23 protein-coding genes and 1 pseudogene are annotated in these 24,073 nt (G+C 55.4%); 15 read left to right on the top strand and 9 right to left on the bottom strand.

Translation table 11 applies throughout. The features are described 5' to 3' along the window. The first annotated feature begins 96 nt into the window (after positions 1-96). From ACR0JG_RS03365 to ACR0JG_RS03345, 5 genes are all read left to right on the top strand, one after another. Positions 97-1,185 (top strand): type 2 periplasmic-binding domain-containing protein, encoded by a 1,089-nt coding sequence (locus ACR0JG_RS03365; protein ID WP_170402506.1) that lies wholly within the window; start codon positions 97-99, stop codon positions 1,183-1,185. A 79-nt stretch (positions 1,186-1,264) separates the two neighbouring features. Continuing rightward, the gene (locus tag ACR0JG_RS03360; protein ID WP_480567517.1) at positions 1,265-3,295 is read left to right on the top strand and encodes a tripartite tricarboxylate transporter permease; all 2,031 of its coding nucleotides are present in this window, start codon (positions 1,265-1,267) and stop codon (positions 3,293-3,295) included. A gap of 92 nt (positions 3,296-3,387) precedes the next feature. Further along, on the top strand, positions 3,388-4,476 hold the full coding sequence (locus ACR0JG_RS03355; protein WP_480567515.1) for a 4-oxalomesaconate tautomerase: 1,089 nt from the start codon (positions 3,388-3,390) through the stop codon (positions 4,474-4,476). A 51-nt stretch (positions 4,477-4,527) separates the two neighbouring features. Next, positions 4,528-4,764, top strand: a complete 237-nt coding sequence (locus tag ACR0JG_RS03350) for a hypothetical protein (RefSeq protein WP_480567514.1) — start codon at positions 4,528-4,530, stop codon at positions 4,762-4,764. Continuing rightward, a complete protein-coding gene (locus ACR0JG_RS03345) occupies positions 4,761-5,741 on the top strand; it encodes a D-2-hydroxyacid dehydrogenase family protein (protein WP_480567513.1) in 981 nt (326 codons plus the stop codon). Before ACR0JG_RS03350 ends, ACR0JG_RS03345 begins: the two co-directional genes overlap by 4 nt. Here ACR0JG_RS03345 and ACR0JG_RS03340 read toward each other — a convergent pair. Beyond that, entirely contained in the window at positions 5,710-6,774 is a 1,065-nt protein-coding gene (locus ACR0JG_RS03340) for an AbrB family transcriptional regulator (protein ID WP_170818921.1), read from the bottom strand. The genes ACR0JG_RS03345 and ACR0JG_RS03340 overlap by 32 nt on opposite strands. A 78-nt stretch (positions 6,775-6,852) precedes the next feature. Between ACR0JG_RS03340 and ACR0JG_RS03335 the strand changes: the two genes are divergently transcribed. The 3 genes from ACR0JG_RS03335 to tcuB are packed head-to-tail and all read left to right on the top strand — an operon-like array spanning position 6,853 to position 9,999. Beyond that, complete coding sequence (locus ACR0JG_RS03335) at positions 6,853-7,533, top strand: GntR family transcriptional regulator (RefSeq protein ID WP_170565294.1); 681 nt, start codon at positions 6,853-6,855, stop codon at positions 7,531-7,533. An 11-nt stretch (positions 7,534-7,544) separates the two neighbouring features. Beyond that, positions 7,545-8,939 (top strand): FAD-dependent tricarballylate dehydrogenase TcuA, encoded by a 1,395-nt coding sequence (gene tcuA, locus ACR0JG_RS03330; RefSeq protein ID WP_170565291.1) that lies wholly within the window; start codon positions 7,545-7,547, stop codon positions 8,937-8,939. Next, positions 8,929-9,999 (top strand): tricarballylate utilization 4Fe-4S protein TcuB, encoded by a 1,071-nt coding sequence (gene tcuB / locus ACR0JG_RS03325; RefSeq protein WP_480567512.1) that lies wholly within the window; start codon positions 8,929-8,931, stop codon positions 9,997-9,999. Before tcuA ends, tcuB begins: the two co-directional genes overlap by 11 nt. 226 nt (positions 10,000-10,225) lie before the next feature. Here tcuB and ACR0JG_RS03320 read toward each other — a convergent pair whose 3' ends face one another. Next, complete coding sequence (locus tag ACR0JG_RS03320) at positions 10,226-13,318, bottom strand: hypothetical protein (protein WP_480567510.1); 3,093 nt, start codon at positions 13,316-13,318, stop codon at positions 10,226-10,228. Positions 13,319-13,692: 374 nt separating this feature from the next. On the opposite strand from ACR0JG_RS03320, the gene ACR0JG_RS03315 reads away from it, so the two are divergent. Next, on the top strand, positions 13,693-13,992 hold the full coding sequence (locus ACR0JG_RS03315) for a hypothetical protein (RefSeq protein ID WP_170402481.1): 300 nt from the start codon (positions 13,693-13,695) through the stop codon (positions 13,990-13,992). Continuing rightward, positions 13,989-15,023 carry a hypothetical protein gene (locus tag ACR0JG_RS03310; RefSeq protein ID WP_480567509.1) on the top strand — a complete coding sequence of 345 codons (1,035 nt, stop codon included), beginning with the start codon at positions 13,989-13,991 and terminating at the stop codon, positions 15,021-15,023. Before ACR0JG_RS03315 ends, ACR0JG_RS03310 begins: the two co-directional genes overlap by 4 nt. 58 nt (positions 15,024-15,081) lie before the next feature. Here ACR0JG_RS03310 and ACR0JG_RS03305 read toward each other — a convergent pair whose 3' ends face one another. Continuing rightward, on the bottom strand, positions 15,082-15,318 hold the full coding sequence (locus tag ACR0JG_RS03305; protein WP_480567508.1) for a chlorhexidine efflux transporter: 237 nt from the start codon (positions 15,316-15,318) through the stop codon (positions 15,082-15,084). Between the two features lie 189 nt (positions 15,319-15,507). Between ACR0JG_RS03305 and ACR0JG_RS03300 the strand changes: the two are divergent. From ACR0JG_RS03300 to ACR0JG_RS03290, 3 genes and pseudogenes are all read left to right on the top strand, one after another. Continuing rightward, a pseudogene (locus ACR0JG_RS03300) lies at positions 15,508-15,684 on the top strand (LysR family transcriptional regulator); the annotation flags it as partial. Between the two features lie 3 nt (positions 15,685-15,687). Further along, on the top strand, positions 15,688-16,029 hold the full coding sequence (locus ACR0JG_RS03295) for a LysR substrate-binding domain-containing protein (protein WP_480567507.1): 342 nt from the start codon (positions 15,688-15,690) through the stop codon (positions 16,027-16,029). Then, the gene (locus tag ACR0JG_RS03290; RefSeq protein ID WP_480567506.1) at positions 15,965-16,327 is read left to right on the top strand and encodes a LysR substrate-binding domain-containing protein; all 363 of its coding nucleotides are present in this window, start codon (positions 15,965-15,967) and stop codon (positions 16,325-16,327) included. Before ACR0JG_RS03295 ends, ACR0JG_RS03290 begins: the two co-directional genes overlap by 65 nt. Here the strand turns inward: ACR0JG_RS03290 and ACR0JG_RS03285 are convergent. The 5 genes from ACR0JG_RS03285 to ACR0JG_RS03265 all read right to left on the bottom strand — a co-directional run bounded on the left by ACR0JG_RS03285 (position 16,324) and on the right by ACR0JG_RS03265 (position 21,387). Next, on the bottom strand, positions 16,324-17,205 hold the full coding sequence (locus ACR0JG_RS03285) for an SDR family oxidoreductase (protein WP_480567505.1): 882 nt from the start codon (positions 17,203-17,205) through the stop codon (positions 16,324-16,326). The genes ACR0JG_RS03290 and ACR0JG_RS03285 overlap by 4 nt on opposite strands. A 56-nt stretch (positions 17,206-17,261) precedes the next feature. Further along, positions 17,262-18,377 (bottom strand): lyase family protein, encoded by a 1,116-nt coding sequence (locus ACR0JG_RS03280; RefSeq protein ID WP_480567504.1) that lies wholly within the window; start codon positions 18,375-18,377, stop codon positions 17,262-17,264. Then, positions 18,370-19,884, bottom strand: coding sequence for a tripartite tricarboxylate transporter permease (locus ACR0JG_RS03275; protein ID WP_480567503.1), 1,515 nt, complete (start codon positions 19,882-19,884; stop codon positions 18,370-18,372). Before ACR0JG_RS03275 ends, ACR0JG_RS03280 begins: the two co-directional genes overlap by 8 nt. Positions 19,885-19,890: 6 nt before the next feature. Continuing rightward, a complete protein-coding gene (locus ACR0JG_RS03270) occupies positions 19,891-20,358 on the bottom strand; it encodes a tripartite tricarboxylate transporter TctB family protein (protein WP_480567502.1) in 468 nt (155 codons plus the stop codon). A 69-nt stretch (positions 20,359-20,427) separates the two neighbouring features. After that, entirely contained in the window at positions 20,428-21,387 is a 960-nt protein-coding gene (locus ACR0JG_RS03265; protein ID WP_480567501.1) for a tripartite tricarboxylate transporter substrate binding protein, read from the bottom strand. A gap of 103 nt (positions 21,388-21,490) precedes the next feature. On the opposite strand from ACR0JG_RS03265, the gene ACR0JG_RS03260 reads away from it, so the two are divergent. After that, positions 21,491-22,408 (top strand): LysR family transcriptional regulator, encoded by a 918-nt coding sequence (locus ACR0JG_RS03260; RefSeq protein ID WP_480567499.1) that lies wholly within the window; start codon positions 21,491-21,493, stop codon positions 22,406-22,408. Positions 22,409-22,639: 231 nt separating this feature from the next. Here ACR0JG_RS03260 and ACR0JG_RS03255 read toward each other — a convergent pair whose 3' ends face one another. Beyond that, entirely contained in the window at positions 22,640-23,536 is an 897-nt protein-coding gene (locus tag ACR0JG_RS03255; protein WP_480567498.1) for a LysR family transcriptional regulator, read from the bottom strand. A gap of 70 nt (positions 23,537-23,606) precedes the next feature. Here ACR0JG_RS03255 and ACR0JG_RS03250 point away from each other — a divergent pair, with 70 nt between their 5' ends. After that, positions 23,607-24,053 (top strand): VOC family protein, encoded by a 447-nt coding sequence (locus ACR0JG_RS03250; RefSeq protein WP_170425024.1) that lies wholly within the window; start codon positions 23,607-23,609, stop codon positions 24,051-24,053. Positions 24,054-24,073: the final 20 nt, after the last annotated feature.

Below are 24,073 nucleotides of genomic sequence, written 5' to 3'. Positions count from 1 at the left end.
GCCAGATGGGAGGGGGAATCAACCCCACAGTTCTATTTGCGATCACGGTAGCGCCGGGGGCGATGACGTGATTGTCTGGTCAACAGGGAGGAACCAATGACCATTTCCAACTTCACCCGTCGCGCCGTCGTGGGGCTGATCGCCGCCGCCGGTATCGCTGCACCTGCCGCTGCCGAGGTTGATTTCTCGGGCAAGACCATCGAATGGGTCATCCCGTTCTCGGAAACGGGTGGTTCGGCGAAATGGGCCAACTTCTTTGCGCCGCTTCTGTCCGAAGCTCTTCCGGGTCAACCGACCGTGGTCGTGAAATTCATGCCAGGTGCTGGTTCGACCAAAGGCGCAAACTGGTTCCAGGAACAAAGCCACGATGATGGAACCTTGTTGTTCGGCACTTCCGGTTCAACTCAATTCCCTTATCTACTGAGCGATCCGCGCGTGCGTTATGAATACAACGACTGGATCCCGGTTATGGCGTCCGGGACAGGAGGTGTCGCCTATCTGAACGCCGAAGATGGTGCCAAGTTTGATGGCTCCGCAAATGCGTTGAAAGACACGAACTTCATCTACGGCTCGCAGGGCGCAACGCGTCTGGATCTCGTGCCGCTGTTGGCATGGCAAATGCTGGGTATGAACGTTGAGCCAGTCTTTGGCATCAAAGGCCGTGGCGATGGTCGTCTGATGTTCGAACGTGGCGAAGCTAACATCGACTATCAGACCTCATCCGGCTACTTGGGTGGATCGGCCCCGCTGGTTGAGGCCGGTCAGGCTGTGCCGATGATGACCTGGGGGGCGCTGGATGCCGATGGAAACATTGTTCGTGATCCGACATTCCCTGATATTCCAACCTTCAAAGAGGTTTGCGAGGCAACGGATGGCTGTGAAACCAGTGGCGAGGCGTGGGACGCTTGGAAAGCGTTCTTTGTCGCGGGTTTCCCGGTTCAGAAGTTGGCTTTTCTGCCTGGTGATACACCACAGGAAGTGGTCGACGCCTACACCGCAGCGTTTCAGGCTGTGACCGAGCGCGGCGACTTTGCTGATATTTCGTCCAAACGCGTCGGTAAGTACCCGGTATTTGTGGGCGACGGTTCCAAGGCGGCGCTGCAAACCGCGACAAACGTCGACGACAATGCCAAAGGCTACGTTCTGAACTGGCTCAAAGAAGCCTACGGTGTCGAGCTGAACTAAGCCCACACACCACAGCGCGCACCCCAATGTCGGGTGCGCGCTTTTTTAAACACAAGACAGTATATGAAAGGCGGCCGCTATGGAGGTTTTCGCCACCGCTCTTCCTGCGCTCAATGATGCGTGGGGTTTGATCCTGCAACCTATCGTGCTGGGGTATCTTGTTCTCGGTGTCGTTATGGGACTGGCCGTAGGTGTTTTCCCGGGACTTGGCGGTATTGCCGGTTTGTCCCTGTTGCTGCCTTTCATGTTCGGGATGGACCCAATCCTTGGTTTGGCGCTGATGATCGGGATGGTCGCCGTTGTTCCGACCTCTGACACGTTTGCTTCTGTTCTTATGGGGATCCCCGGCAGTTCCGCCTCTCAGGCAACTGTCCTGGACGGCTTCCCAATGGCGAAGAAGGGTGAGGCTGCGCGGGCACTATCTGCCGCGTTCGCTTCATCGCTGTTTGGCGGTTTGGTCGGCGCAACCTTCCTAACAATGTTCATTCTGGTCGCGCGGCCCATCGTTCTGGCGTTTGGTCTACCAGAGATGCTGATGATCACCATCCTCGGCCTTTCCATGGTTGCCATTCTGGCTGGGCGTATCCCCTTAAAGGGCGTCGCAGCTGCTGGGCTTGGGTTGATGGTTGGCACAATTGGTGAGGCGGACGCTGGCGGTTCGCTCCGTATGGCAACCTATGATATTCCGTATCTGACAGATGGTTTGAAGCTGGTCATCGTTGGATTGGGCATCTTTGCCGTTCCCGAAATCGTCTCGCTGCTGCGGCAGGATCGATCGATTGCCAAAGGGGCTTCGCTGGGGGCGGGTTGGCTGGACGGCGTCAAAGACTGGGCCGCGAATATCTGGCTGTCTGTTCGCTGCTCGATCATCGGGGTGGTCGTTGGCGTCATTCCCGGCCTAGGCGGTTCGGTCGTCGACTGGATCGCTTACGGCCATTCGGTTCAATCGACCAAAGATAAAAGCAACTTCGGCAAGGGCGAAGTGCGTGGCGTCATCGGGCCGGAAAGCTCAAACAACGCCAAGGAAGGCGGCGGGCTGGTGCCTACGCTACTGTTCGGCATTCCCGGCTCGGGCTCGATGGCGATCTTCATCGGCGCAGTGGCTCTGTTGGGGTCTGGCGACATCGAGGTCGGTCCAAGCATGCTCAAGGACAATCTCGACATCACCTATTCGATCGTTTGGCTTTTGGCGCTTGCTAACGTCGTGGGCACCATCCTGTGCATCGCGGCTTCCGGAGGCATCGCCAAGCTGACAACGATCCGCTTCACCTATCTGGCACCTTTCCTGTTTATGCTGATCAGCTTTGCAGCCTTCCAGTCCGGTCAGAACTTCGAAGACCTTCTGGCGCTGTTCGTGATCGGCCTGATCGGGATCTTCCTGCGCCGGTTCGATTGGTCGCGCCCTGCCTTTCTTATTGGGTTCGTGCTGTCGAACCCGGTTGAGAAGTTTACCAATCAGGCGTTCCAGATTGCCTCATTCCGGTTCCGCAAAAGCTTTGGTGAGGGCATGGAGTATGTCTTCAGCCCGATCGTGATTGTTCTGATCTTGGTCACTGTGGCTTCGGTCATTTTAGGAATTCGGCAGGCTAAGATGATCATGGCCGAAGGTGAAGTCCAGTCTGGCAGCAAGCGCGCGCCGTTGATCTTCCTGCTGGTGATCATGGCCTACCTAATCGCGGCATTGATCAACGCCAACATGATCCCAGACTACAACATGACCGACAAGATCATCCCGTTGGTGATCGGCAGTGTGTCCTTGTTCTGCTGCGTGATCCTGCTGATCCAGATGATGCGGAGACCCGAGGGTGATGCAATCTTTGCCGATAAGGAAATTGCCGGTGAAGATGCGAGCGCTCCGCATGGGCTTTGGTCGACGTTGGCGTGGTTTGCAAGTCTTATCGCGGCAACGTGGGTTGTTGGTTTCATCCTAGCCCTGATCGGGTTTCTGATTGCCTTCTTCCGCATTCGAGCCGGTTCAAGCTGGCAGATGACGCTGATCCTGACAGCCTGCGGCATCGGTTTCATGTGCGTCATGGCAGGCGCTCTGAACCGGGATTTCCCACCGGGACTGTTGCAAGACATGGTGAGCCTGCCATGGCCACTGAAATGAATGCTCCACTGAGGTCCGGCCTGCGAAGCAGGCAGGTCGGACAAAGCTGAAAACACAACAGTTTTTGACGGTTTGTAGAGGAGGGGTTCGAGATGACCCAGACAGCAATCCCGTATATTTTCATGCGTGGGGGCACTTCGCGGGGGCCCTATTTTCGTCGCTCTGACCTGCCCGTGGATATGGACACGTTGGCTGATGTGCTGGTCGCTGCCCTAGGGGCCGGGCAGGCGTTTAACATTGACGGAATCGGTGGCGGTACTGCTGTGACGACCAAGGTAGCCATGTTATCTGTCAGCGATGATGAATGGGCCGATATCGATTATTTCTTCGCGCAGGTTTCGGTTGAGGAAAAGCTGGTCGACTTCAAGCCAACTTGCGGAAACATTCTTTCCGGCGTCGCTCCGGCCGCAATTGAAATGGGTTTGTTTCAGCCTCAAGGCGATGAGACCGTGGTTCGGATACGCGCAGTTAATACGGGTGCGCGAGTGGTTGCCAAAGTGCAGACCCCGGGTGGTGAACTGGCCTATGAGGGCGATGCCGAGATTGCCGGAGTTCCTGGGCAATCTGCACCGGTACAACTGAGTTTTATGGGAGTTGTGGGTTCGGCAACAGGTGCATTTCTGCCCACCGGAAATCTGCGCGATACGGTGCAAGGGGTCGAACTGACCTGTATGGATGTCGCCATGCCTATGGCTATGGCCCGCGCCACCGATTTTGGACTAACTGGGTATGAAAGCGCAGAAGAACTGGACGCCAACCGCTCTTTCTTTGCCCGGATGGAGGCAGTTCGGATCGAAGCCGGGGAACTGATGGGTATGGGGGATGTATCGAAATCGGTAACCCCCAAATTCGGGCTGTTGGCACCAGCCAAAGAGGGCGGAACCCTTGCAGTTCGGTATTTCATGCCATGGAAAACTCACCCGACAATGGCCGTTACGGGTGCGCAGTGCATGGCGTCTTGTGCTTTGACGCCCGGAACCGTCGCTGAAGGGTTGTTGGACCGACCTAAGGCAAGCCCGGCTGAAGTTGTGCTGGAACACGCTTCTGGGAAGATTGATGTGCTGGTGGACTTCTCGAATGACGGGGACTTCAACGTAAACTCTGCTGGTCTGGTGCGGACTGCGCGAAAGCTTGCAGATGGGCATGTCTATATACCCGGATCTGTGTGGAGTGGCAGTTGAAACTGGGATCTCCGTTATGTATACTAAGGTATACAATATGAAGGTGCCACGATGAACAATTATTCTGAATGCCTCGATATTGCGCGTCAGGAACTAAGGCTGGCGCAGTCGGCCCTGCGGCGGGACATTGCGGAATACCCGACACCGATCGCCGGGTGCGATGAGCAGTTCAACCATTTGCTGGATCAAAGCGAGCGGGTCCGCAATGCGCTTGCAGCACTCGATACGCTGCATTTTGTGCCGACGCCAAGAAAACTGAACACCGGGCAGGGTGTGGAAAGTCGATGAAGGTTCACATTCTGGATGATTGGTTTGATACACTGCAGGGCTTGCCTTGTTTTGGAAAGCTATCTGACCACGAAGTGAAGATCTGGACAGATCATGTCGAGGATACCGATGAATTGGCGGCACGGTTGCAGGAGGCCGAGGCGTTGGTTTTGTTTCGCGAACGCACCAAGGTAACCCGCGAGTTGATCGAAACGCTGCCGAACCTGAGATTGATAAGTCAGCGCAGCGTGTATCCGCACGTTGATGTGCAGGCATGCTCGGACAACGGTGTTCTGCTGTGTTCGAACATGCATGGTGGAACGCCTTCATATGCTGCAGCCGAACTCACTTGGGCGCTGATCATGGCCGGGATGCGCGATTTACCGGCGCAGATGGCCTCGGTCAAAGCGGGGCGGTGGCAGGCCGGAGTTGGCAAGACGCTGAGAGGGCGGCAGCTGGGACTGTACGGCTATGGCCGTATCGCACGCGTTGTCGCGGGCTACGCCGAGGCATTTGGAATGAATGTAGTCTGGTGGTCCTCAGATGAAGGCCGGGTTCGAGCGCAGGCAGATGGTGTTCAGGTCGCCGCGAACCGCGAAGCTTTCTTTGCCAACAGCGATGTTGTCTCGATCCATGTTCGCCTGAAGCCAGGCACAAACGGCATCATTACTGCGTCAGACTTCGCGCACATGAAGCCGGGATCACTGTTTGTGAATACATCTCGTGCTGGCCTTATTGCAAAAGGGGCATTGCTTGGGGCGCTGAATGCCGGCCATCCCGGGAAGGCCGCAATCGATGTCTTCGATTCCGAACCCCTCAATGATCCGAAAGACCCCTTGCTTTCGCATCCAAATCTGATTGCGACGCCGCATATCGGCTTTGTGACCGAGGATGAGTTCGATCTGCAATTTTCGGACATTTTCGATCAAGTGAACGCCTACGCTGCAGGCGCTCCGGTTCACATGATCAACCCCGAGGTTTGGACCAGCGCAGGATAAGGTTGGCCGCTATCGGCGCACCGATGATTACCAACACGATCCTTGTCAGATGATGCGTGATCACAAAGCCCAGATCCGCGCCTGAGACGATGGCCAGAACTGTCATTTCTGCCTGCCCGCCGGGGGCAAAGGCCAAAAATGCCTCGACCGGTTGCCCCAGCCCCAAGGTGGTGACAACGGCGGTGAAAGCGGCTGCCAGAACGGCGAGGACAATGACATAGGCGAATCCCGCCGCTACCACACGGCGTAGTTCGACCCATGTGACACCTACGAATTTCACGCCGATACCGCAGCCGATAAAGAACTGAGCTGCAAGGATGGCCTCGCGAGGCGGTCGGGTGTGAATGAAGTCGCCCAGTGACAACGCAGCCGTCAGGATCATTGGCCCTAGAATCGACGCCCCGAACAAGCCGATCCGCTCACCACCTTTCCAGCCGACAAAGGCAGCAAGAACCATCAGCGCCAATTCATGTATCGGCAGGTTGCGCGCGGGCTCTCCGATTGGGTTGGTGAGTTGGGCGTCGTAAAACACCGTAAGAAACAGAGGGGCCAGCGTTACAATAATCAGAACGCGGGTTCCGTGGATCAGGGACAGCGTTCGCGGGTTAGCGCCAGCCTCGGCCCCGAAGATGATCATATCCTGCAATCCGCCGGGCATGGCCGCGTAAAACGCGGTCGTTGTATCAAAGCCCCAGACCTTGCGGAAGAATGGCACTCCGACCAGCGCGATCAGCAGGATAAAGAACGGGATCAGTGCAATCGACGCTGCCATCTTCGGCAGTTCTGCAAATAGGGCTGGGGTAATCGAAGCCCCTACGGCCACGCCGAGTATGGTGCGCGCCGCAATCGAGACCTGACCAAAGCCTTCCATTGGAGCATGAGCCAGAGCCGCGACCAGACACGCGCTCATCGGGCCGAACAGAAAAGGCAATGGCAGATCCAACGCCCAGAATAGCCCTGTGCCAAGAAGTGCCAAGCCCAGTGTTAGGGCCCGCTTTGCGAGGAGAGAAGGTGTTTTGTTCTGGGTGGGCAAAGTGCAGCTTCCGACAATATTGACTCACAATGTATCCAAATGTATACAAATGGACGCAAGAAGACAAGTGAGCACGCGATGACCATTCAGGACGACCCCTTACAGCCTGGCCCGCAAGGCAATTCGGCGTATCAACGCCTGTTGGATGAGATTCGCGAGGGCACCCTTCTGCCCGGCGAGCGCCTGCGCGAGATTGAGCTGTCTGAACGGTTGGGTGTCAGCCGAACCCCGGTGCGCGAGGCGATCCGGCAGCTGGAGGCCGACGGCCTGGTCACGCATGTACCGCGGCAGGGCGCGACCGTCCGCAGTCTGGATTACGCCGAGGTGATGGAACTCTATGAGATGCGCGCAGTGCTCGAGGGCACTGCGGCCCGTCTAGCAGCGCGTGCGGCGTCGGATGTCGAATTGGACGAGTTGGATGTTTTGAATGATCGCTTGGCCGAGGCTGGCACAGGTCCAGACGCGGCTCGGATCAACCGGATATTTCATGCCACACTTTTGGATGCAGCCAAGAACCGTTTTCTCGCGAAATCCATGTTGTCCTTGCAGAAGGCGCTGCTGATCCTTGGGCCGTCGCAATTGTTGGACGGAGATCGGGCCGAAGCGGCAGTCGCTGAACATCGGCGTATTATGGCCGCGCTGAAGGCCCGTGACGGCGCGGCGGCCGAGACAGAAATGCGCGGGCATATTCAGGCCGCACAACGAATGCGTATCCGGGCGTTGCAGGAACGCGATCGGACAACCGACGAAAATCACTAGGTAGACAGGATATGGCCACCCAAAAGGAAGCTTACGATATCGCTGTGATCGGTGGCGGGAACGCTGCTCTATGCGCCGCGATGACCGCCGCCGAAGCCGGTGCCCGCGTTCTGATACTGGAAACCGCGCCAAAACCCTATCGCGGAGGAAACTCGCGCCATACGCGCAATTTTCGCTGCATGCATGGTGGTCCTTTGGGCCCGTTGATCGAGGAGTATAGCGAAGACGAATATCTCGCGGACTTGATGAAGGTCACCGGCGGCAAAACTGATGAGCATCTGGCACGCCTTGCGATCCGCACTTCCGAGGAATGCCTGCCATGGATGGAAGAGCACGGTGTCAGGTTTCAACCCTCTCTTTCCGGAACACTTTCTTTGGCACGGACAAATGCCTTTTTTATGGGAGGCGGGAAGTCTCTGGTGAATGCTTATTACCGAACTGCGGCGGGTTTGGGTATCGATGTTTTGTATGAAGCCGCCGTCACGCATTTGGAGTTGAACGGGGATCGGATCGAATGGGTCGACTATACCTATGAAGGTCAAAACCACCGGATAATGCCAAAAGCAGTCATCGTCGCCTCGGGCGGGTTTCAGGCCGATACGGATTGGCTGACCCGTGCATGGGGTGAGCCAGCAAAAAACTTTCTGATCCGAGGCACCCCTTATAACCGAGGCGTGGTCCTGGCTGATCTTCTGGATCAAGGCGTCGAGAGTGTTGGCGACCCGACCCAATGCCACGCCGTTGCTATCGATGGGCGTGCACCGAAATTTGACGGTGGTATTGTGACCCGTCTGGATTGTGTGCCGTTTTCGATCGTCGTGAACAAGGATGCCGAGCGCTTCTACGATGAGGGCGAGGATGTCTGGCCCAAGCGCTATGCAATCTGGGGGCGCTTGGTGGCAGCCCAACCGGATCAAGTTGGCTATGTGATCATCGACGCCAATTCGTTGAATCTTTTCATGCCGTCGGTGTTTCCACCGCTGAAGGCAGATACGTTGGAAGAACTGGCCGGGATGATGGGCCTGCCTGCCGAAAAGTTGACCGCAACAATCGCTGAATTCAACGCCGCCTGCGGAGACACCAGCGCCTTTCATCCGACAGAGCTGGACGGCGTTTCAACATCTGGCTTGAACCCGCCCAAGACCAACTGGGCGCGTCCGATCACCGAGCCGCCATTTTACGGTTATTCGCTGCGTACGGGCGTAACCTTCACCTATTTGGGTCTCAAAGTCGACGATGCCGCGCAATGTTCGAGCGCCGACGGCAAGATCAAAAACATGTGGGCGGCTGGCGAAACCATGGCGGGCTCGATCCTTGGGCAAGGCTATCTAGCCGGTTTCGGCATGACCATCGGAACCGTCTTTGGACGCATCGCAGGACGTGAGGCCGCCGCTTATGCAAATTGAATTGATACAGGAAGCCCGCCGTCAGGCTGAAATTTGCAACGCCTGCCGCTATTGCGAGGGCTATTGCTCGGTCTTTCCGTCGCTTCATGCGGAACGCGCGTTCTCGGATGGGGACGTCACGCAACTTGCCAACCTGTGCCACAACTGCCGCGGCTGCTACTACGCCTGCCAGTACACAGCCCCGCACGAGTTCGACCTGAATTTGCCGAAGGCTCTGGCCGAGGTACGGAGGGATAGCTGGGAAAGCTTCGCATGGCCGCAGCCGCTGGCGCGCCGATTTCACACCCATGGCGGGGCGATTGCGCTGGCACTTGTGGTCGGATTTGCCCTGTTGTTCTGGGCAATTCGCGCGATAGGTTCCAGCGGAGGGGACGGGTTTTATGCCGTTCTGTCGCATAATGCGATGGTTGCGATTTTTGCTCCGGCATTCTTGCTGCCACTCTTTAGCATTGCCATCAGCCTAAGGCGCTATTGGGCCGAGGTGGGGGGAAAACCCATCAAAATGGCGGACCTGCTGGCCGCCTTCAAACGAGCGGGTAAAATGCAGGATCTTGCCGCAGGTCATGGTGAAGGCTGTAATTTTGAAGACGAAGACCGGTTCAGTCAGGCGCGACGTCATATTCACCACGCGATCATGTATGGCTTCCTGCTTTGCTTCGCGTCGACCTCGATTGCAACGGTTATGCATTATGGCTTTGGAATGCATGCGCCGTACGGGTTCTGGTCTTTGCCCAAACTATTCGGAATCTCCGGCGGTGTGTTGTTGACAGTGGGTTGTTGCGCCATGGCAATTCTCAAGCAAAGGTCCGATCGCAATCTCGGTGATGCTTCGGCATGGGGCGGCGATATCGGTTTCATCCTGTTGCTGGGATTCGTCGGTTTTAGCGGACTTGCTCTTTACGCTTTCGGATCAACGGCTTTGATGCCCGCGTTGCTTGCTATTCATCTTGGATCGGTCCTGACATTCTTCCTGCTAACGCCCTACACCAAGATGGCCCACGGTTTCTATCGGCTTGCTGCTCTTATCAAAGATGCGCAACGGAAAAGAGATAGTTACTAGGCTGCGGCGACCCTGTCGCCCCTTGGGAAGCGGTAGAAAAGTATACTTAAATCGCAGCTTGAGGTCTGACTTTGGGATCAGACAGGGCGGTCCCACCTTGGTGTCGTTGAAGCAAATTGCCCTCCTGAATGTAGAGCGCAATCACGATCATGATTCAGCCTAGCGACCGGCACCTCTAGATCGCGCAGCCCGGGCCGATAATGGCCCGGGCCACCCCCAGTTTGCTTTAGCTGGCCAGGCCGCAGGAGGAAGAGTCGCTGTTGTTGGTGGTGTCTGTTTCCGTCACACCATCGGCCGGATTGGCATTGACGGTGATCTTGAAGGGGATCTGCTCGCCACCTTTGACCTCGTCCGGGAATTCGAGCGATAGCGTGGTCTCATCCCCGTTTGGCCCCAGTGCTGGTGTCGGCAGATCGACCACCACGCCGCTCTGGAAGAAATCGACCCGCGTGGTCGAAGGCCCGGCAGCCCCTGCACCAATGTTACGCACGATGATCCTCAACTTGCGCGGCTCCTCACAATACCAAGCCGGGAAGGGCGGCGGGCCGGGCGGGAAGGGCTGCACCGGGATTAGGTCCGGCTTGTCCTCGGGTGGGGGCGGCGGCGGAGGTGGCGGTGGCGGGGGCGGTACCTTTTTGATCAGCCGAGGCACGACCGGTTCGACATCGATGGTTTCCACTTCGCCTTCACCATGGGCGGCGGTGTAGACCGCGACCACGTCCAGCGGTGTTTCGCTGTCGATAAAGACAAACCCTTTTAAGAAACAGCATTCGGCCACCCGTAGGTGTCGTGCCACATCTTCGCAATCGATCTCCATCGATTCCCAGGGACCGAGTTTGTTCTTCGTTCTGGCCGAGACATTGCCCGGTTTTTCGTTTGGCAAGGCCGACGACACCCGTTTACGAAAACGCACAGCATCGCCGCTGCCGTTTCCGATGTTGATTGCTGTGTGATAGCGGCCCTGGGACAAAATGCGGCCCTTGGAACAGCCGCAGACGAACTTGACGGCGTAACGATAGGTCATCTTCGTTTCTTCCTCCTCGCAGCAAGGGGTGTCATCTTCGTCGCGGTTCACCTCCATTCGGCGAAGGGCGACGTTGTTGTCACCAAGCGCCAGTCGATCGACAGGCAGACTGCCTGCAATCGTCTCGACATTGCTGCGGTCTTCTGGCGTATCCACGCTGGCAAGAATGTATTCCTCGCACAGGTCCTCGGGGCACCATGGGATCGGGCCGACGATCACTTCGTCGCCATAATGCACTGACTGGCCGATAGGTTCGCCTACGATCAGCGGATTCCAGTCATCGGGCCATGTGGTGCCCTTGCCTTCCATCGCGCGGGCTAATGACAAAGTCACTGATTGGGCTGGGGAGTTGCCGCGATTGCCGATCCGGACATACAGATAATTCTCGACGCAGCGGCGCGGAGTCTCGTGGTCGGTGCCGCCGTCAGGGCGGTGCCGATTCCAGATGCCGGGAGCATTGTTGCCCGGTTGGTGCCAAGGGTATTCACCCTGTCGTCCGTCATCAATGAAGACGTCAACATCAGGCGGGGATCCGTTGTAGAGCGCCTGTTTCTCAAAGCCCCAGCGTACCACTTTGTGTGCCCAGCCTCCGGCTGCACCGTCGAATTGAGCAGTGTTCTCGTCTGATTCCTGCAAGGCGCGGGAAAAACCTTCGACTGTGTTGGGCACGATCCCGGCCAAAAGCGGCACCGCCTGCAGGATCAGATAGATCGTGTAGCGGCTGGCATGCAGCCTGTCGTCCAGTTCTGTGGAATCACCTCCGAGAGATCGATAGATTCGGCCCAAAGTAGTGGCATTGATCTCGGTCGACCGATATCCGCCCACGTCCATCGTGCCACCCCAGCCCCAACCCGAGGCGACCGACCGATCCCATCGCCGGGTGATTAGGTTGCTGAAGGGGAAGGTACGGAAACGATCCGGCGCAATACCTTGAGGATCGTAAAGTATTGCCGCCAGCGCGTCACCAAAGCCATGACAAAAGCCGAAATTGGGCCAATTGAGATGATCCCATAGCACCGCGTGCCCGAATTCATGCGCCGATACGCGCGAGTCTGTGGCCATGCCGACTGTGGAGCCATTTGCCGCAAGCGCATAACGAAAGCGTAGTACACCATTGCCTATGGCATTGCCTGGCGCCTGAGCATTCACCGGTCCTGCAATGGGATTGAACCAGCGGTGATCAACATCCACCGGGAAGGTCACCCCGTCGAAATAGCTGGGCAGATCGAAGCCCAAAGACTGGACGAAGCGATACAGGAAATCATGGTTGTAGTACGCACAGATCGCCGCGAAATCGTCGCTGTCGGCGGGATAATCAAAGATCGATGCGGCACCGGCGTTTTCAGTCGGTGGGGCGATGTTCGGTGTATCGAGATCACGTACCGCCACCAATTCGCCGCTTAGTTCCACCGGTGCGCCTCCGCCCGGTAATATCAACCGTTCCAGCGCCACCAGTTCGCGTTGCGCATCCAAAAGCGCAACCGGGGCCGTCGGATCAAGCTCTGAATCTCCTGAAAGTGATATCGGGTCGTCTGTGAAGACGTAACCCGAAACACACCCCACCAATGGCCGGATGTAAAGCACCGCGCCGGTCTCCCAATCGACCAATGCTCGCCAGTTCAGCTCTCCGTAGTCGGGAATTTTGCAGCCAAAATGCACAAGGCTTACGAAACGCCATTCGCCGTCCTTGATGCCCTTTGGTACACGACCGATCTCTGGCAGCGGGGTTAACTCGGCCCCTTCGATCTCGCCCGGTTCTTTGTGTGGCAGGCGATGTTCTGCGTCGTAGCGATAGACAAAGTCCCGGGTGTCATTAACCTTAAATTTTGTAAACTTGGCCCCTTTCACAGCTTCGCGCAGAATCGCGCCAGCTTGTTTGTCGCGGCCAGCAGGCGGAGTAGGGGCGTTGCTGAGTTCGATATCGGCAGCAACACTTGAGGACGAACCGGTGACCACATTGTCTGGGCCGGCCATGCGTAGTGTCAGACCTCGCTCCCAGACCGGGATGCCGTGATGTGTCTGACGAAATGTGTAGACCAGAAAGGACTGTACTGCCTTGGCTTCTTCCAGCCGCAGCTTGCTGCCCTCCTCGCGATTATACTTGCCTGAAACACTCTCGCCGAGCCTGTCAAGAAAATCGGGCTTTATCCGGTAAAGCCCCGCCACTTCGGCGGCATAAGCCTGCGCCACATCCAGCGCACTGGTTCCTTTAGAACGCCCTCGAAGAGGGTCGCCATGATGCTGAAGTCCAATGATTGCGCCGTCTGGCGCGCGTTCAAATACTGTTTCCGGCATGTCTGCCTCCGTTCAAAAGCATTCTGAAACGCTGGCCCAGAGGCCCCGGATCGCCCGGCCGAACGGCAAAAAAAGAACTTGTTGTAATAAAAAAAGAATAACGAAGCGCGATGGCCGGAGAGACCCAGCGGCGATCCTGCCAACAAAGCTATCGTAGCATTTATTGCCGATTCCCGCAAAAATCTGCCAGCTAAGCCGGAAGGCGCGATCACCTTTGTTTTGCTATCGCCGCTCACCCGAGGCTCTCGGTCAATGCGGAGCTGTAGGTGCAGGTATGCAACGGTTAGCGCCTAACAACTGGCATCGAATTTGCAAAGCCATTGCGGATGTAATCACTGTGTTGCTGAAGAAGAGGGTCATCAGACTAGGAAGCCATGAATATCCTCTACGCGGACATTCACATTGATGGCCTAGAATGGTGCGACCGGATTTTCGGGAAATACCGTCCTATCGCACCGCTGCATTGCCTGACCAGTCGTTCGCGACAACGCTTGGCATTTTGGGCGCTATTAGAAATGGTGGCGCGGAATTGCGAGCGCGGCGAGATGAGTTTTCCGCATTCCTGTTGCATAAGCTACATCAGCTTTGTTTGGGCATACCCAAGCAACCATCTTGGGTTGGTGCACAAAGATGGTAACCTGATCTGCAAGACGATTGCAGGAGAAATGCCATGAACAATTCGTCGCAGCTTTGGGGCACCATGTCAGTGCGCGATCATCTTCGACCGAGCGCTTTCGTCGCCGAGTTGGTGCTTTTCGAGACACTGGTGATCCCCCGGCCACCGCAAGGAGCGACTTGGCCTGCAAAATGGAACCCGGTGCGCCAGGACAAGATACTAAGCTGGATTCCCAGAGATCGTTTGATGGAGGTTTCCTGGGACAACGCGCACCACATGGAGTGGAAAAAACGAAAGATCGCTACGGACGCCGAAATGGATGTGGTCGATCTTCAGCAACAGCCCGGATTCGAAGCAGCGCAAAAGGAAGAGGATTTCGATGCGCCTGCGTTTCACCTGACCCGTCGGGTTCTTCAGGATTTCGTGGATGCCAAACGGAACCGGGCGCTAATCAAGGGAATACCTCTCACCGAGGTCGCAGTTATCCCGGCCTATGATGGCCCTCAGGCTTTCCTTGATGACACTCCAGAGCAGGAACCTTTGCTGCGCGCGTTTGGTTGGGAATTTCTGGTTCCACATCACGAAACTGCTGAGGGCAAGACACGCTCTCATCAAGATCAGATCAAGGCCGCGCTTGATCTTTGCGCAATGCCTGAGGTGCAGGAACACCGCAACGCCTTGCGTGCCTGGACATCGGTCGAAGCTTTGAGAGGAACCAGCAAACAAGAGGCGCGCGAGCGCATGGAGACGCTGGTTAAGGCCTACGCAAAGGCTGTTGCAGCCACCAAAATACCAGTCAGATTGAAATGGGGCGCGGGCATCGCTGAATTCATTGGTGCGATCGCAGCTCTGTCCATCAATCCTGCCTTCGCACTGCTCGGACCGGCGATCAAATTGGGCGAAATAGCAGTCGAGCCCCGTGTTGAAAAGGCGGCAAAGATTCCCGATGCCATAAAACCCGCAGGATTAATCCATGCCATGCGAGAAGAGTTCACAAATGCTCAGGTCGCACACCTGAACTTTGACGACGCTCAACGGACCAGGATCGAAGATCACTGGCCCAATGGTTCCCCATATCTGTTCCTTTAGCGGATGATGAGAATCCCATCATCAGCATAAAGGCATACGCATTGGGCGTAATCACTGGTCAGTTGCGATAGCTCGAAACAGAAGAATTGGACTGATTGACCAGTTTGAAATGCGACCAATCAAACGTGATATTAAAGACAACGTTCCAAAGCATCGCTGCCAAGGAGAAGAACACCCCAAGCATCAATGATTTCTGCGCGTCGATATATGTGAATAGCGAAAGTAGTAGGGCAATACTTATAAGCGCAAAGATCTCGAACAACACCGCGTGCACAATCCGACCGGCAAAGCTCATGAAAGTTCTCCTCAATTCATGTCGTTGGGCAAGTAACGGTCTGTTGTTGCGATCCATAAAGCTGATTACCATACTGATGATAGATAGATGGAAAGAGGGTTCTGATGCGCGCGTCATTCGAGCAGTTGGAGGCGTTCGTTACCACCCACAACGAAGGATCCTTTTCCGCCGCAGCCAGAAAAATGTAACAAAGCACAATCGGTGATCAGCACTTTGGTCGCCAATCTGGAGGTCGATCTGGATGTCGAGCTTTTAGATCGCAGCTTAAGATATCCCTCGCTTACCAAAGCAGGAGAGGCGTTGATCTCGCCGGCCGAAATTCTGTTGGAACGGCGCAGCCGTTTTCTAGCGGTTGCAGATGCCTAGTCCATGACATTGGAAAACCGCGTTACCCTCGCCATGGCGCCGCACATCAAACTGGCCAATCTGGGAGAGATCATTCGCAGCTTCAGTGAAGAATTTCCTTCTGTCGATGTGCAGATACGTGCCTTTACTACCGCTGAGATTCAGCAATTGATCGTCGATGGTGTGGTGGATTTGGGGGTTATTCTGGAACCTGAGGGCATCCCCCAGGCACTAGACTTTTTGCTCATTGGGCACTCTCAGGCTGGTGTGTGTCAGCCATCCCGAAGGTCCGCTTGCTCAAATGTCGTCAGTCTCCTGGGAAGAATTGCGACTACATCTTCAGATATTATTGAAGGAAGCCGATAATCCCAACAGCGCTATCCTTAAGGCATCGTCGTCTATTTGGCAGGTCAGCACTGCATCGGAAGCCATTGATCTTGTGCAGGCCGGCCTAGGGTGGTCGGCGCTGCCATTGCACGCGGTGGACGTCTTTGTTCAGACCGGAGCGTTAAAAATCCTGCCACTGCAATTCGAGACCAAGAACTACGCCGAACGCTCGGTGGATATGATCTGGTCTTTCGAAAGGCCTATAGGTCGAGCGACGGTAAGGCTTAAGGAGTTGCTCGCTGAAAAAGCCGTTATTCAAAATTCCAACGTGACTTAAGCCTCATTTCGAAGCTCCTCGGCGAATGAGGTAATGGTGTGTTTTGGCGCTCCAAAAATCCCACGGGTTTCTCTGTCCACTTGCTCTTCCCGCAACTGTTGCACAAACGTCAAAACGTGTTCGATGAAAACGGCCTGCTCTTCCGGCAGCCCCATTTCATCAAGAGCATCCATGGGTAACTCAACCACCTCCGCCTCGGGGGCGAAAGAAGCGAGGAATTCTTTGGCCGCTTCGGTATACGTGACGGCCTGTTGACCCTGCACGGCAAATTCCATGTTTTTGGCAGCATCGTTACCGATGGCATTGTGGACGAGTTCTGCAAGATCGCTGGGATTGGTGAACCAGATTGGATGAATGTGATTTCCGATTACGGCCAATTGATTGTCCATCAATAGCTTGGGCAATGAATCCAAAAAGAAGGAGCAAAAGAAAAAAGTATAAGGAATGCCAGATGCTTTGATGGCATTGATCCCGCCCGTGCGTATCGCGTTGGTGCCATAGGCCATGCCCTCGGTCGAAAACTGCGGATAAGCGTAGTCGACCCCTGCAATTTGCATGATGTGCTGAACATCGACCTCTTTTGCTGCCGCGATAATGTTGATTACGCCTTCCCGCTCTGTGTGGAATGGTGCGGTGGTGTCCAGAGATTCGGTATTCAGCGTAATGTACAGCGTCTCAGTGCCGTGAAGGGCTGATCTCAGGCTGGCCAAGTCCGACACGTCGCCCTGGATAAGCCGAACCTGCGTGGGAAGCATTGATTTTGCCGCCTCAGGATCACGCACGATGGCAGTTACTTCTGCACCTTTCTCAACAAGTTTCGCGGTCACGCGATGCCCCAAATGGCCTGTGGCACCGATGATTGTGATCTTCTTGGTCATAGTGGCATCTCATGTGTTCTGCCACGCTTCTACAAGTCAGGATGCGATGTGTTTAGTTATGATCTATCTAGATGATAGATACTATTCACAGGGCGATAAGACGAAACCAGCAGCGCCATCGCGTTAGTATCGGTCACTAAACTCTTGAACATCCGTTCCGACCAATGCAGCGCGCCGGAAGTCAAAAGAAAGACCTCGGGAACAACGATCCATTCCCCAATCCAGACGCCACCGGATCGTTCATGCTCATGATGGGTCAGTTCACCTATTTGTCCGGCCCGTTGGCGTCCCAGCCGAGCGACGGCCTCCCCAAATTCTGATGCACGTTGATTTCGTTTGTGGGCCATCGCTGAAGACGATCCTTTGCCAGGTTCATGAACTTCGGCGAATTCACCGATGTCGGATGATGACAGTTGATTGACGTTGTGGGCGATTTTGCACAGCGTCCCGCAAAGCGAGCCAAGGGCGGTGACGATGTCAGCGATACCGTCACGAGCGTTCTGCCAGTGCGGTTCGACGACGTTCAGACCGAGTGAATGAGCAACATCCTGTTTAATCTGGCGACCAATGCCATTTTCATATCCGCGCAAGTCTCCGACGGGGCCACCAATCTGAACATTCAATCCACGTTTTGCTGCCTCTTGAAGTGCCTCAGACCGCCGACCCAGTTCAGATCTCCAGACTTCAAGCTTCGTCGCAAGGCGAATGGGCACAGCATGCTGACCATTGGTTCTTCCCATCATCATTGTGTCTGGATGGGCGGAAACATGATGAGCGATCGCAGCCATGACATCGCCGAGGGTGCTTTGTATTTGCTCAAGCCCCAGTTTCATCTGCATCGCCAACGCCGTGTCCATCACATCCTGCGTGGTCGTACGATAGTGCACATGGGCCGAGTGTTCTGGCAATAGTTGGTGCAACTGTTTGGCCAGTCCTACGATGGGGCGGCCAACAAACATCATCTCTTTCCGCAATTCTTCATGGTTCAGATCGCAGATCGAAATCTCCTCAATTGCCTCAGCAGCCTCAATCGGGATTAGACCAGCCGCAGCTTGATGCGCCGCAAGAACCTGTTCGACCTTAAGCCAGGCGGATATCGTGGCGTGCTCAGACCAGATCGACCGCATATCGGCGCTGGAAAAGCAATCTCGGTAGATACTGTATTCAAGCATCTTCGAGCCCTCCACGAGAGATGCGGCGTTCTTTGACGATACCTCGGATTCGGAACGCGATGGCAGCAAAGCCGACGATGATGAACACAAGAGCTATGGGGCGTTCGACAAATATCAGTGCGCCGCCTTCGGACATCAGTAGGGATTGGCGAAAGGTTTCCTCGGCACCCTTAGCCAGCACAAAGGAAATTACGAACGCTGCAACGTTGAAGTCGCATTTCCGCATCAGCCAGCCGGAGAACCCCGCTACGGTCATGACGGTTACGTCAAACATCGATCCACGGGCTGAATAGGCCGCCACAAACGCGGTTAGGAAGATCAGTGGATACAGCACATTGGTCGGAATCTTCAGGATCAGGCGGGCAACTCGTGTGGCGCCGAAGTAACCGATCAAGCCATAAGCCAGAATACCCAGCATGCCGCATGCAAAAAGTTTGTACACCAGCTCCTTATCCGTCAGGAATAAGGTCGGACCAACCTGAATGCCGTGGATCAGGAAAACGCCCAGCAATATTGCCCCGATGGTCGAACCTGGAATGCCCAGCGTCAGCAATGGAGCCATTGATGGACCGGACACAGCATTATTGGCAGCCTCAGGTGCGGCAACGCCTTCTAGTGCCCCCTTGCCCCACATCTCGGAGTTGTTTGCGCGGCGTTTGCCTTCTCCATAAGAGATGAACGCCGCGATCGCCGATCCCAGGCCGGGCAATACTCCGATGCCTGCGCCGATGAACCCACCACGCAATGCGTGCGGAAGACAGGGTTTGTATTCCGCCCAGGTCAGACTGTTGCCATCCGCTGTGGTTTCATTCTCTTTGGTCTCTCCGGTAGCCTTGCGGCGGGATTCTAGCTGCGCGAATACTTCGCCCAATACAAAAACACCTATCATCAGGGGTACCAAGCCGATGCCATTGGATAGATCGAACGATCCGAATGTATAGCGCTCTTCGCTCGAAATCGGGTCCAGCCCGACCATGGCGATCAGGATGCCCATCAAGGCCGATGCCAGACCCTTGACGATGGAAGTGCCAATGACAGAACCGATTACGACAAAAGCGGCAAAGTAGATGGCGAAAGTTTCAGGCGGGCCGAGTTTCAGTGCGATGGCCGCGATGAAACCTACACCGATGACCAGCAGGACATCCCCCATCAGGTCGCCGATGACGGACGAGATTGTCGCCACTTTCATAGCTTTTCCTGCTTTGCCCGCTCGTGCCAACGGATAGCCATCGATCTGAGTCGCTGCACTGGCCGCTGTTCCGGGTGTGTTGAACAGGATTGCTGCGATCGAGCCGCCGTACCGACCGGACTTGCCGATCACATACAGAAATGCCAACGCAAAGATCGGCGACATATAAAAGGTGATTGGAAGCAACATCGCGATAGCCGCAGAGGCAGTCAGGCCAGGTGTCGCACCAACCACCATCCCAACCGCCGCTGCAAGTACGATGGCAAAGAGCAATGTAGGGTCAGTCACCACCGACAGAAGTGCAGGAAAGATCTCCATGATGTTTTACCCCTGAATCCAGCTGAGAAGGTCGAAAACTTCGCCATGTGGCGGGTACACACCCAGCAGGACAAAAAAGATGAGATGGAAGACCAGCGGGCAAAGAACGATCGACAAAACCAATCCGATCCGACTGCGTACGCCGAAAATGTAGAGGACGATCGGCGTCACGATCGCAGTCGGCAGCAGGTAGCCGAACCAGCGGAACGACTGCTGGTACAGCATAGCGATGATAAACAGACCTATGATCTGTAAAGTCGCGTTGCTGTCTTGATCGTCACTTGTATCACCCGTCGTCTGGCGCGTTGCGCTCAACACCATAACACCGGACAGAGCAAGTAGAGCGAGAGCGGCGGAGAATGGCACAATCCCGGCCCATGTATCGCCCGGAGATGCGGCCGGTACTTGCCAGGCCCCCCAGATTGCAAAGATTGAGATGAGGGCAAGCACCAGACCTTCTGCATAGGCACGCATGTCTTTCCTCCGAGATATCAACATGAACAAGGGGGTCGGGTGACCATTGTTCACCCGACCATGAGGACATTAGTTGGTCAGGCTTTGGACCAAGGGAGTGGCGTCCTCTTTCATTGCGGATAGGGTTGTTTTTGCGTCCGCTCCATTCTGGTAGACCGGGCCGGTTCCGCGTGAGGCAAGGAGTTCCGCAAATTCTGGCTTGGCGGCAATTTCTTCCAGCGCGGTCTCCAACGCAGCAATCACTTCTACCGGTGTGCCCTTAGGTGCAAAGACGATCACTGGGGATGATACTGCAGCGAATGGAATGCCCAGCTCACCAAACGAGGGGACATCAGTCATGATCCCATCCCGCTCCTGACTGTTGACGGCCAGTGCCCTCAACTGCTCTTGAAAACCAGCAAGTTGCTGAACGCCAAGGAACCCGAAATCAGCCTGCTCGCCGATCAGGGCAGCCCGGGTCGGCCCGCCGCCTTTGAACGGCACATCCTGGGCGTCAATCCCGTTACTGGCCAGAAAGCCCAACCCACCGACGTGGTGGAATCCACCACGCCCCGAGTGTGCCCAACGCAGCTCGCCGGGATTGGCCTTGGCCGCGTCAATTAAATCCTGAACGGTCTGATACTGACTGTTGACTGGCACCATAAGCGATGTCTGCAATTGTCCTACCTGAGCGACAAAATCGAAGCTCTCCAATGCATCAATGTCAGTATCTCGGGTCATCGTCGACAAAAGGAACGATCCTCCGGATGTCATCATCAGAGTATACCCGTCGGGCCGTGCGCCAACCACCGCATTGGCCCCATTCAGGCCGCCCGACCCCGGCTTGTTGACCACAACAACGGGCACATCCAGCGTGCCTTCCGCCGCGGCCGAGATGGCGCGGGCATAGGCGTCAGTACCGCCCCCGGCCTTGTAGGGAACAACCAGGTTGATTGGTCGTTTTGGCCAATCCGCTGCAAAGGTTGCGGTGGCAGTCGTGGTGACGGCTATGGCGGCAATAACAGCACCAAGAAGCGTTCTGCGTTTCATGAGTAACCTCCCAAATTCGCTTGGGATCAATTTACGCGAAAACATCAATTGTAAAAAATGCAAATATGTTATCTACTCTTGCAAAAATTGAAAGTATGGATTGATGAACATCAAGGCCCTACGCGCCTTTCGCGCAACATTGTCCGAAGGCTCGCTGGTTGCCGCATCCGAGATTCTGCACCTTAGCCAGCCTGCGATCAGCCGCTTGATTTCGGGGCTCGAGGCCGAACTCAAGCTGACGCTGTTTGACCGCAGCGGCCGCAATCTGACCCCAACACCCGAAGGGTTGGCGTTCTACCGCGAGGCAGGCCGTATCCTGGACAACCTTGATGAAGTTCCTCGGATCGCTGCCGAAATCCGGGCAGGTCGCACGGAAACTCTGAGGATTGTAACCATGCCCCGAATTGCGCAGTCGCTGTCAGCCCCGGCCGTAGCGCGTTTCATGAAGGCCAGCCCCGGCACCAATATCAACCTTGATGTCCGGGCAAGACGTGAAGCGGGGAAATGGTTGGCCGGACGAGAATACGATATCGGTATTGGTGCTTTGCCCGTCGATCATCCAGGCATTGTCACTAAAGCTTTGTTGAGAGTGAGAGCACAAGCGGTCTTACCATTGGATCATCCTCTTTCCATCCGAGAAGAAATTACGGCGAGTGATCTCGCGGAAGAAACTATCATACGCTTGATGCACGGTCTGTTGTTGCGCGACCAGTTGGACGATATTTTTCACTCTGCTGGTGTCACACCAAAGCAAACTTGCGAAGTGGCAGCATCTCAACTCGCGTGCTCGCTTGTTGCAGAGGGTGCTGGTGTTACTGTTGCGGACGAGTTGGTCGTCGCCCAAACCAATTCGGACAAACTAGCACTTGTACCGGTGACGCCTGAACGCTGGATGACGTTTGGCCTGCTTTACCCGATCGTGGATGCGAAGTCCGATGCCTTGCTTTCATTCGAAAATGAGTTGTTTGGCGTGGTCAACGCGTTGGCTCAACTAAGCCCGACGCTTGAACGTGTTCAATGACCCTGTCTGCCGGATTCCATGTTTCGACAGATTGGGACTTACGGGAAAGATGTAATGATTGCAGTTTTCTACCCATTATTTCCCATCAGTCAGCTCATTGCTGCCTATCGTGGCGTAACTAAAACTATGAGGTGGTTGAACAAATCAGACATTGCTGCAAGGTGCGATACTGTCTGCAAGAAGACTGCTCACAGCAAACGAAGGACTTTGAAACTTCGGCAGCACCTGACTTCAGCCGTTCATTTCGACCAGAAAATCGATCATAGAGCGGGTCTTTGCGGGTAGGTTGTCGCGGCTGGCATAGATCACATGGACTCCGATAGAAGGCGGGCTGAAATCGGGTAAGATCGCCACCAATGCCCCGGCATCCAGTTCAGCCTGACAGGAAAGCTGAGGCAGACGTGTAATCCCACGACCAGCAAGGGCCAGCACCTTTTCGGTATGACCATCGTTGCATCGAATACGAGGAGCGATTGGAACCGCGATTGCCTCACCATCTGGTCCTGGGTAGGTCCAGTTTTGGGTGGCCCCGTGAAACGAAAAATCAATTAGTTGATGCCCCTTTAGGTCATCGGGGTGGCGGGGCGTGCCGTTTCGTTTCAGATAGGCGGGGGAAGCCACTGTAAGGCCTTGTGTGCGAAAAAGTTCGCGTGCAATCAAATCGGACGGAGGCAAATCACCGATGCGCACCAGCAGATCGATGCCTTCACCGATCATGTCGGCCCGGCGCTCGGATATGTCAATGTTCAGATCAACTTCGGGGTATCGCTGCAGAAATTCGGGCAACCGATCGTTCAGCCATCCATGTGCAAAAACCACAGGAACGCTCATCCGAAGCTCTCCAAAGGGTCTGTTGCCGATGGAATGCAACCTGTTTTGTACGGCGCGGGCGTCATCCACAATCCGGCGGGCGTTTTCATAATATATGCGCCCGGATTCCGTCAGGCTGATCCGACGCGTGGTCCGATTCAATACCCGGGCGCCAAGCCGGGCCTCAAGCCGTCCGATTTCTTTACTGACATGGCTAGGCGTATGGCCCAGCAGTTTTGCGGCGGCACTCATGCCTTCCTGTTCCACTACTGTGCAGAACAGAACCATGCCGTCGAACAAATCCTTATTATGATCCATTTGGAATAAATTACCTTCCATATGAGCTATTAAGCATCAACACAAGTATAGTTACATTGGTTGCAGTGTAATGAAAGGCCAAACCATGTTGGATATAAGAAACTTCGATCACATTGGCATCCGCATCAGCGACCGCGATACATCAGTCGCCTTCTATGAGTTGCTGGGATTCGAGTTGATCGCGGATGGCGGCTATGACCATGGCCATCCGTTGGTGATGCTGCATCCGTCCGGGATCAACATCAACCTGTTAGGCCCCGCTACAGCTAAAGCTGGTGAAAACGTCTTGATGGATGAGGTCGAGAAGTTTCCCGGCATCACGCACCTAGCCGTCAAGGTAAGGGACGCCGAAGCAACGGAGGCCTTTGTTACCGAACGCAGCATAGCCATAACAGGCCGTCGAGAATTTCGCGGTACCAAGACAATTTTCATCCGCGATCCGGATCGTAATGTCCTGGAACTTGTTGGTCCCGGACCATCTGTCGCGCAACTGATCGCCGAGCATGTGCACGGTTGAACCCCCATCATTAATGGAGA

The sequence above is a fragment of the Ruegeria sp. AD5 genome (genome assembly GCF_056542345.1).
The sequence above is the reverse complement of the archived record's forward strand: the minus strand, read 5'-3'. Positions and strand labels throughout refer to the sequence as shown.

Bases quoted from the DNA above. Each gene is read 5' to 3' on its own strand.
- ACR0JG_RS03365 (WP_170402506.1), top strand. From the start codon at position 97: ATGACCATTTCCAACTTCACCCGTCGCGCCGTCGTGGGGCTGATCGCC.
- ACR0JG_RS03360 (WP_480567517.1), top strand. From the start codon at position 1,265: ATGGAGGTTTTCGCCACCGCTCTTCCTGCGCTCAATGATGCGTGGGGT.
- ACR0JG_RS03355 (WP_480567515.1), top strand. From the start codon at position 3,388: ATGACCCAGACAGCAATCCCGTATATTTTCATGCGTGGGGGCACTTCG.
- ACR0JG_RS03350 (WP_480567514.1), top strand. From the start codon at position 4,528: ATGAACAATTATTCTGAATGCCTCGATATTGCGCGTCAGGAACTAAGG.
- ACR0JG_RS03345 (WP_480567513.1), top strand. From the start codon at position 4,761: ATGAAGGTTCACATTCTGGATGATTGGTTTGATACACTGCAGGGCTTG.
- ACR0JG_RS03335 (WP_170565294.1), top strand. From the start codon at position 6,853: ATGACCATTCAGGACGACCCCTTACAGCCTGGCCCGCAAGGCAATTCG.
- tcuA (WP_170565291.1), top strand. From the start codon at position 7,545: ATGGCCACCCAAAAGGAAGCTTACGATATCGCTGTGATCGGTGGCGGG.
- tcuB (WP_480567512.1), top strand. From the start codon at position 8,929: ATGCAAATTGAATTGATACAGGAAGCCCGCCGTCAGGCTGAAATTTGC.
- ACR0JG_RS03320 (WP_480567510.1), bottom strand. From the start codon at position 13,318: ATGCCGGAAACAGTATTTGAACGCGCGCCAGACGGCGCAATCATTGGA.
- ACR0JG_RS03315 (WP_170402481.1), top strand. From the start codon at position 13,693: ATGAATATCCTCTACGCGGACATTCACATTGATGGCCTAGAATGGTGC.
- ACR0JG_RS03310 (WP_480567509.1), top strand. From the start codon at position 13,989: ATGAACAATTCGTCGCAGCTTTGGGGCACCATGTCAGTGCGCGATCAT.
- ACR0JG_RS03305 (WP_480567508.1), bottom strand. From the start codon at position 15,318: ATGAGCTTTGCCGGTCGGATTGTGCACGCGGTGTTGTTCGAGATCTTT.
- ACR0JG_RS03295 (WP_480567507.1), top strand. From the start codon at position 15,688: ATGACATTGGAAAACCGCGTTACCCTCGCCATGGCGCCGCACATCAAA.
- ACR0JG_RS03290 (WP_480567506.1), top strand. From the start codon at position 15,965: ATGTCGTCAGTCTCCTGGGAAGAATTGCGACTACATCTTCAGATATTA.
- ACR0JG_RS03285 (WP_480567505.1), bottom strand. From the start codon at position 17,205: ATGACCAAGAAGATCACAATCATCGGTGCCACAGGCCATTTGGGGCAT.
- ACR0JG_RS03280 (WP_480567504.1), bottom strand. From the start codon at position 18,377: ATGCTTGAATACAGTATCTACCGAGATTGCTTTTCCAGCGCCGATATG.
- ACR0JG_RS03275 (WP_480567503.1), bottom strand. From the start codon at position 19,884: ATGGAGATCTTTCCTGCACTTCTGTCGGTGGTGACTGACCCTACATTG.
- ACR0JG_RS03270 (WP_480567502.1), bottom strand. From the start codon at position 20,358: ATGCGTGCCTATGCAGAAGGTCTGGTGCTTGCCCTCATCTCAATCTTT.
- ACR0JG_RS03265 (WP_480567501.1), bottom strand. From the start codon at position 21,387: ATGAAACGCAGAACGCTTCTTGGTGCTGTTATTGCCGCCATAGCCGTC.
- ACR0JG_RS03260 (WP_480567499.1), top strand. From the start codon at position 21,491: ATGAACATCAAGGCCCTACGCGCCTTTCGCGCAACATTGTCCGAAGGC.
- ACR0JG_RS03255 (WP_480567498.1), bottom strand. From the start codon at position 23,536: ATGGATCATAATAAGGATTTGTTCGACGGCATGGTTCTGTTCTGCACA.
- ACR0JG_RS03250 (WP_170425024.1), top strand. From the start codon at position 23,607: ATGAAAGGCCAAACCATGTTGGATATAAGAAACTTCGATCACATTGGC.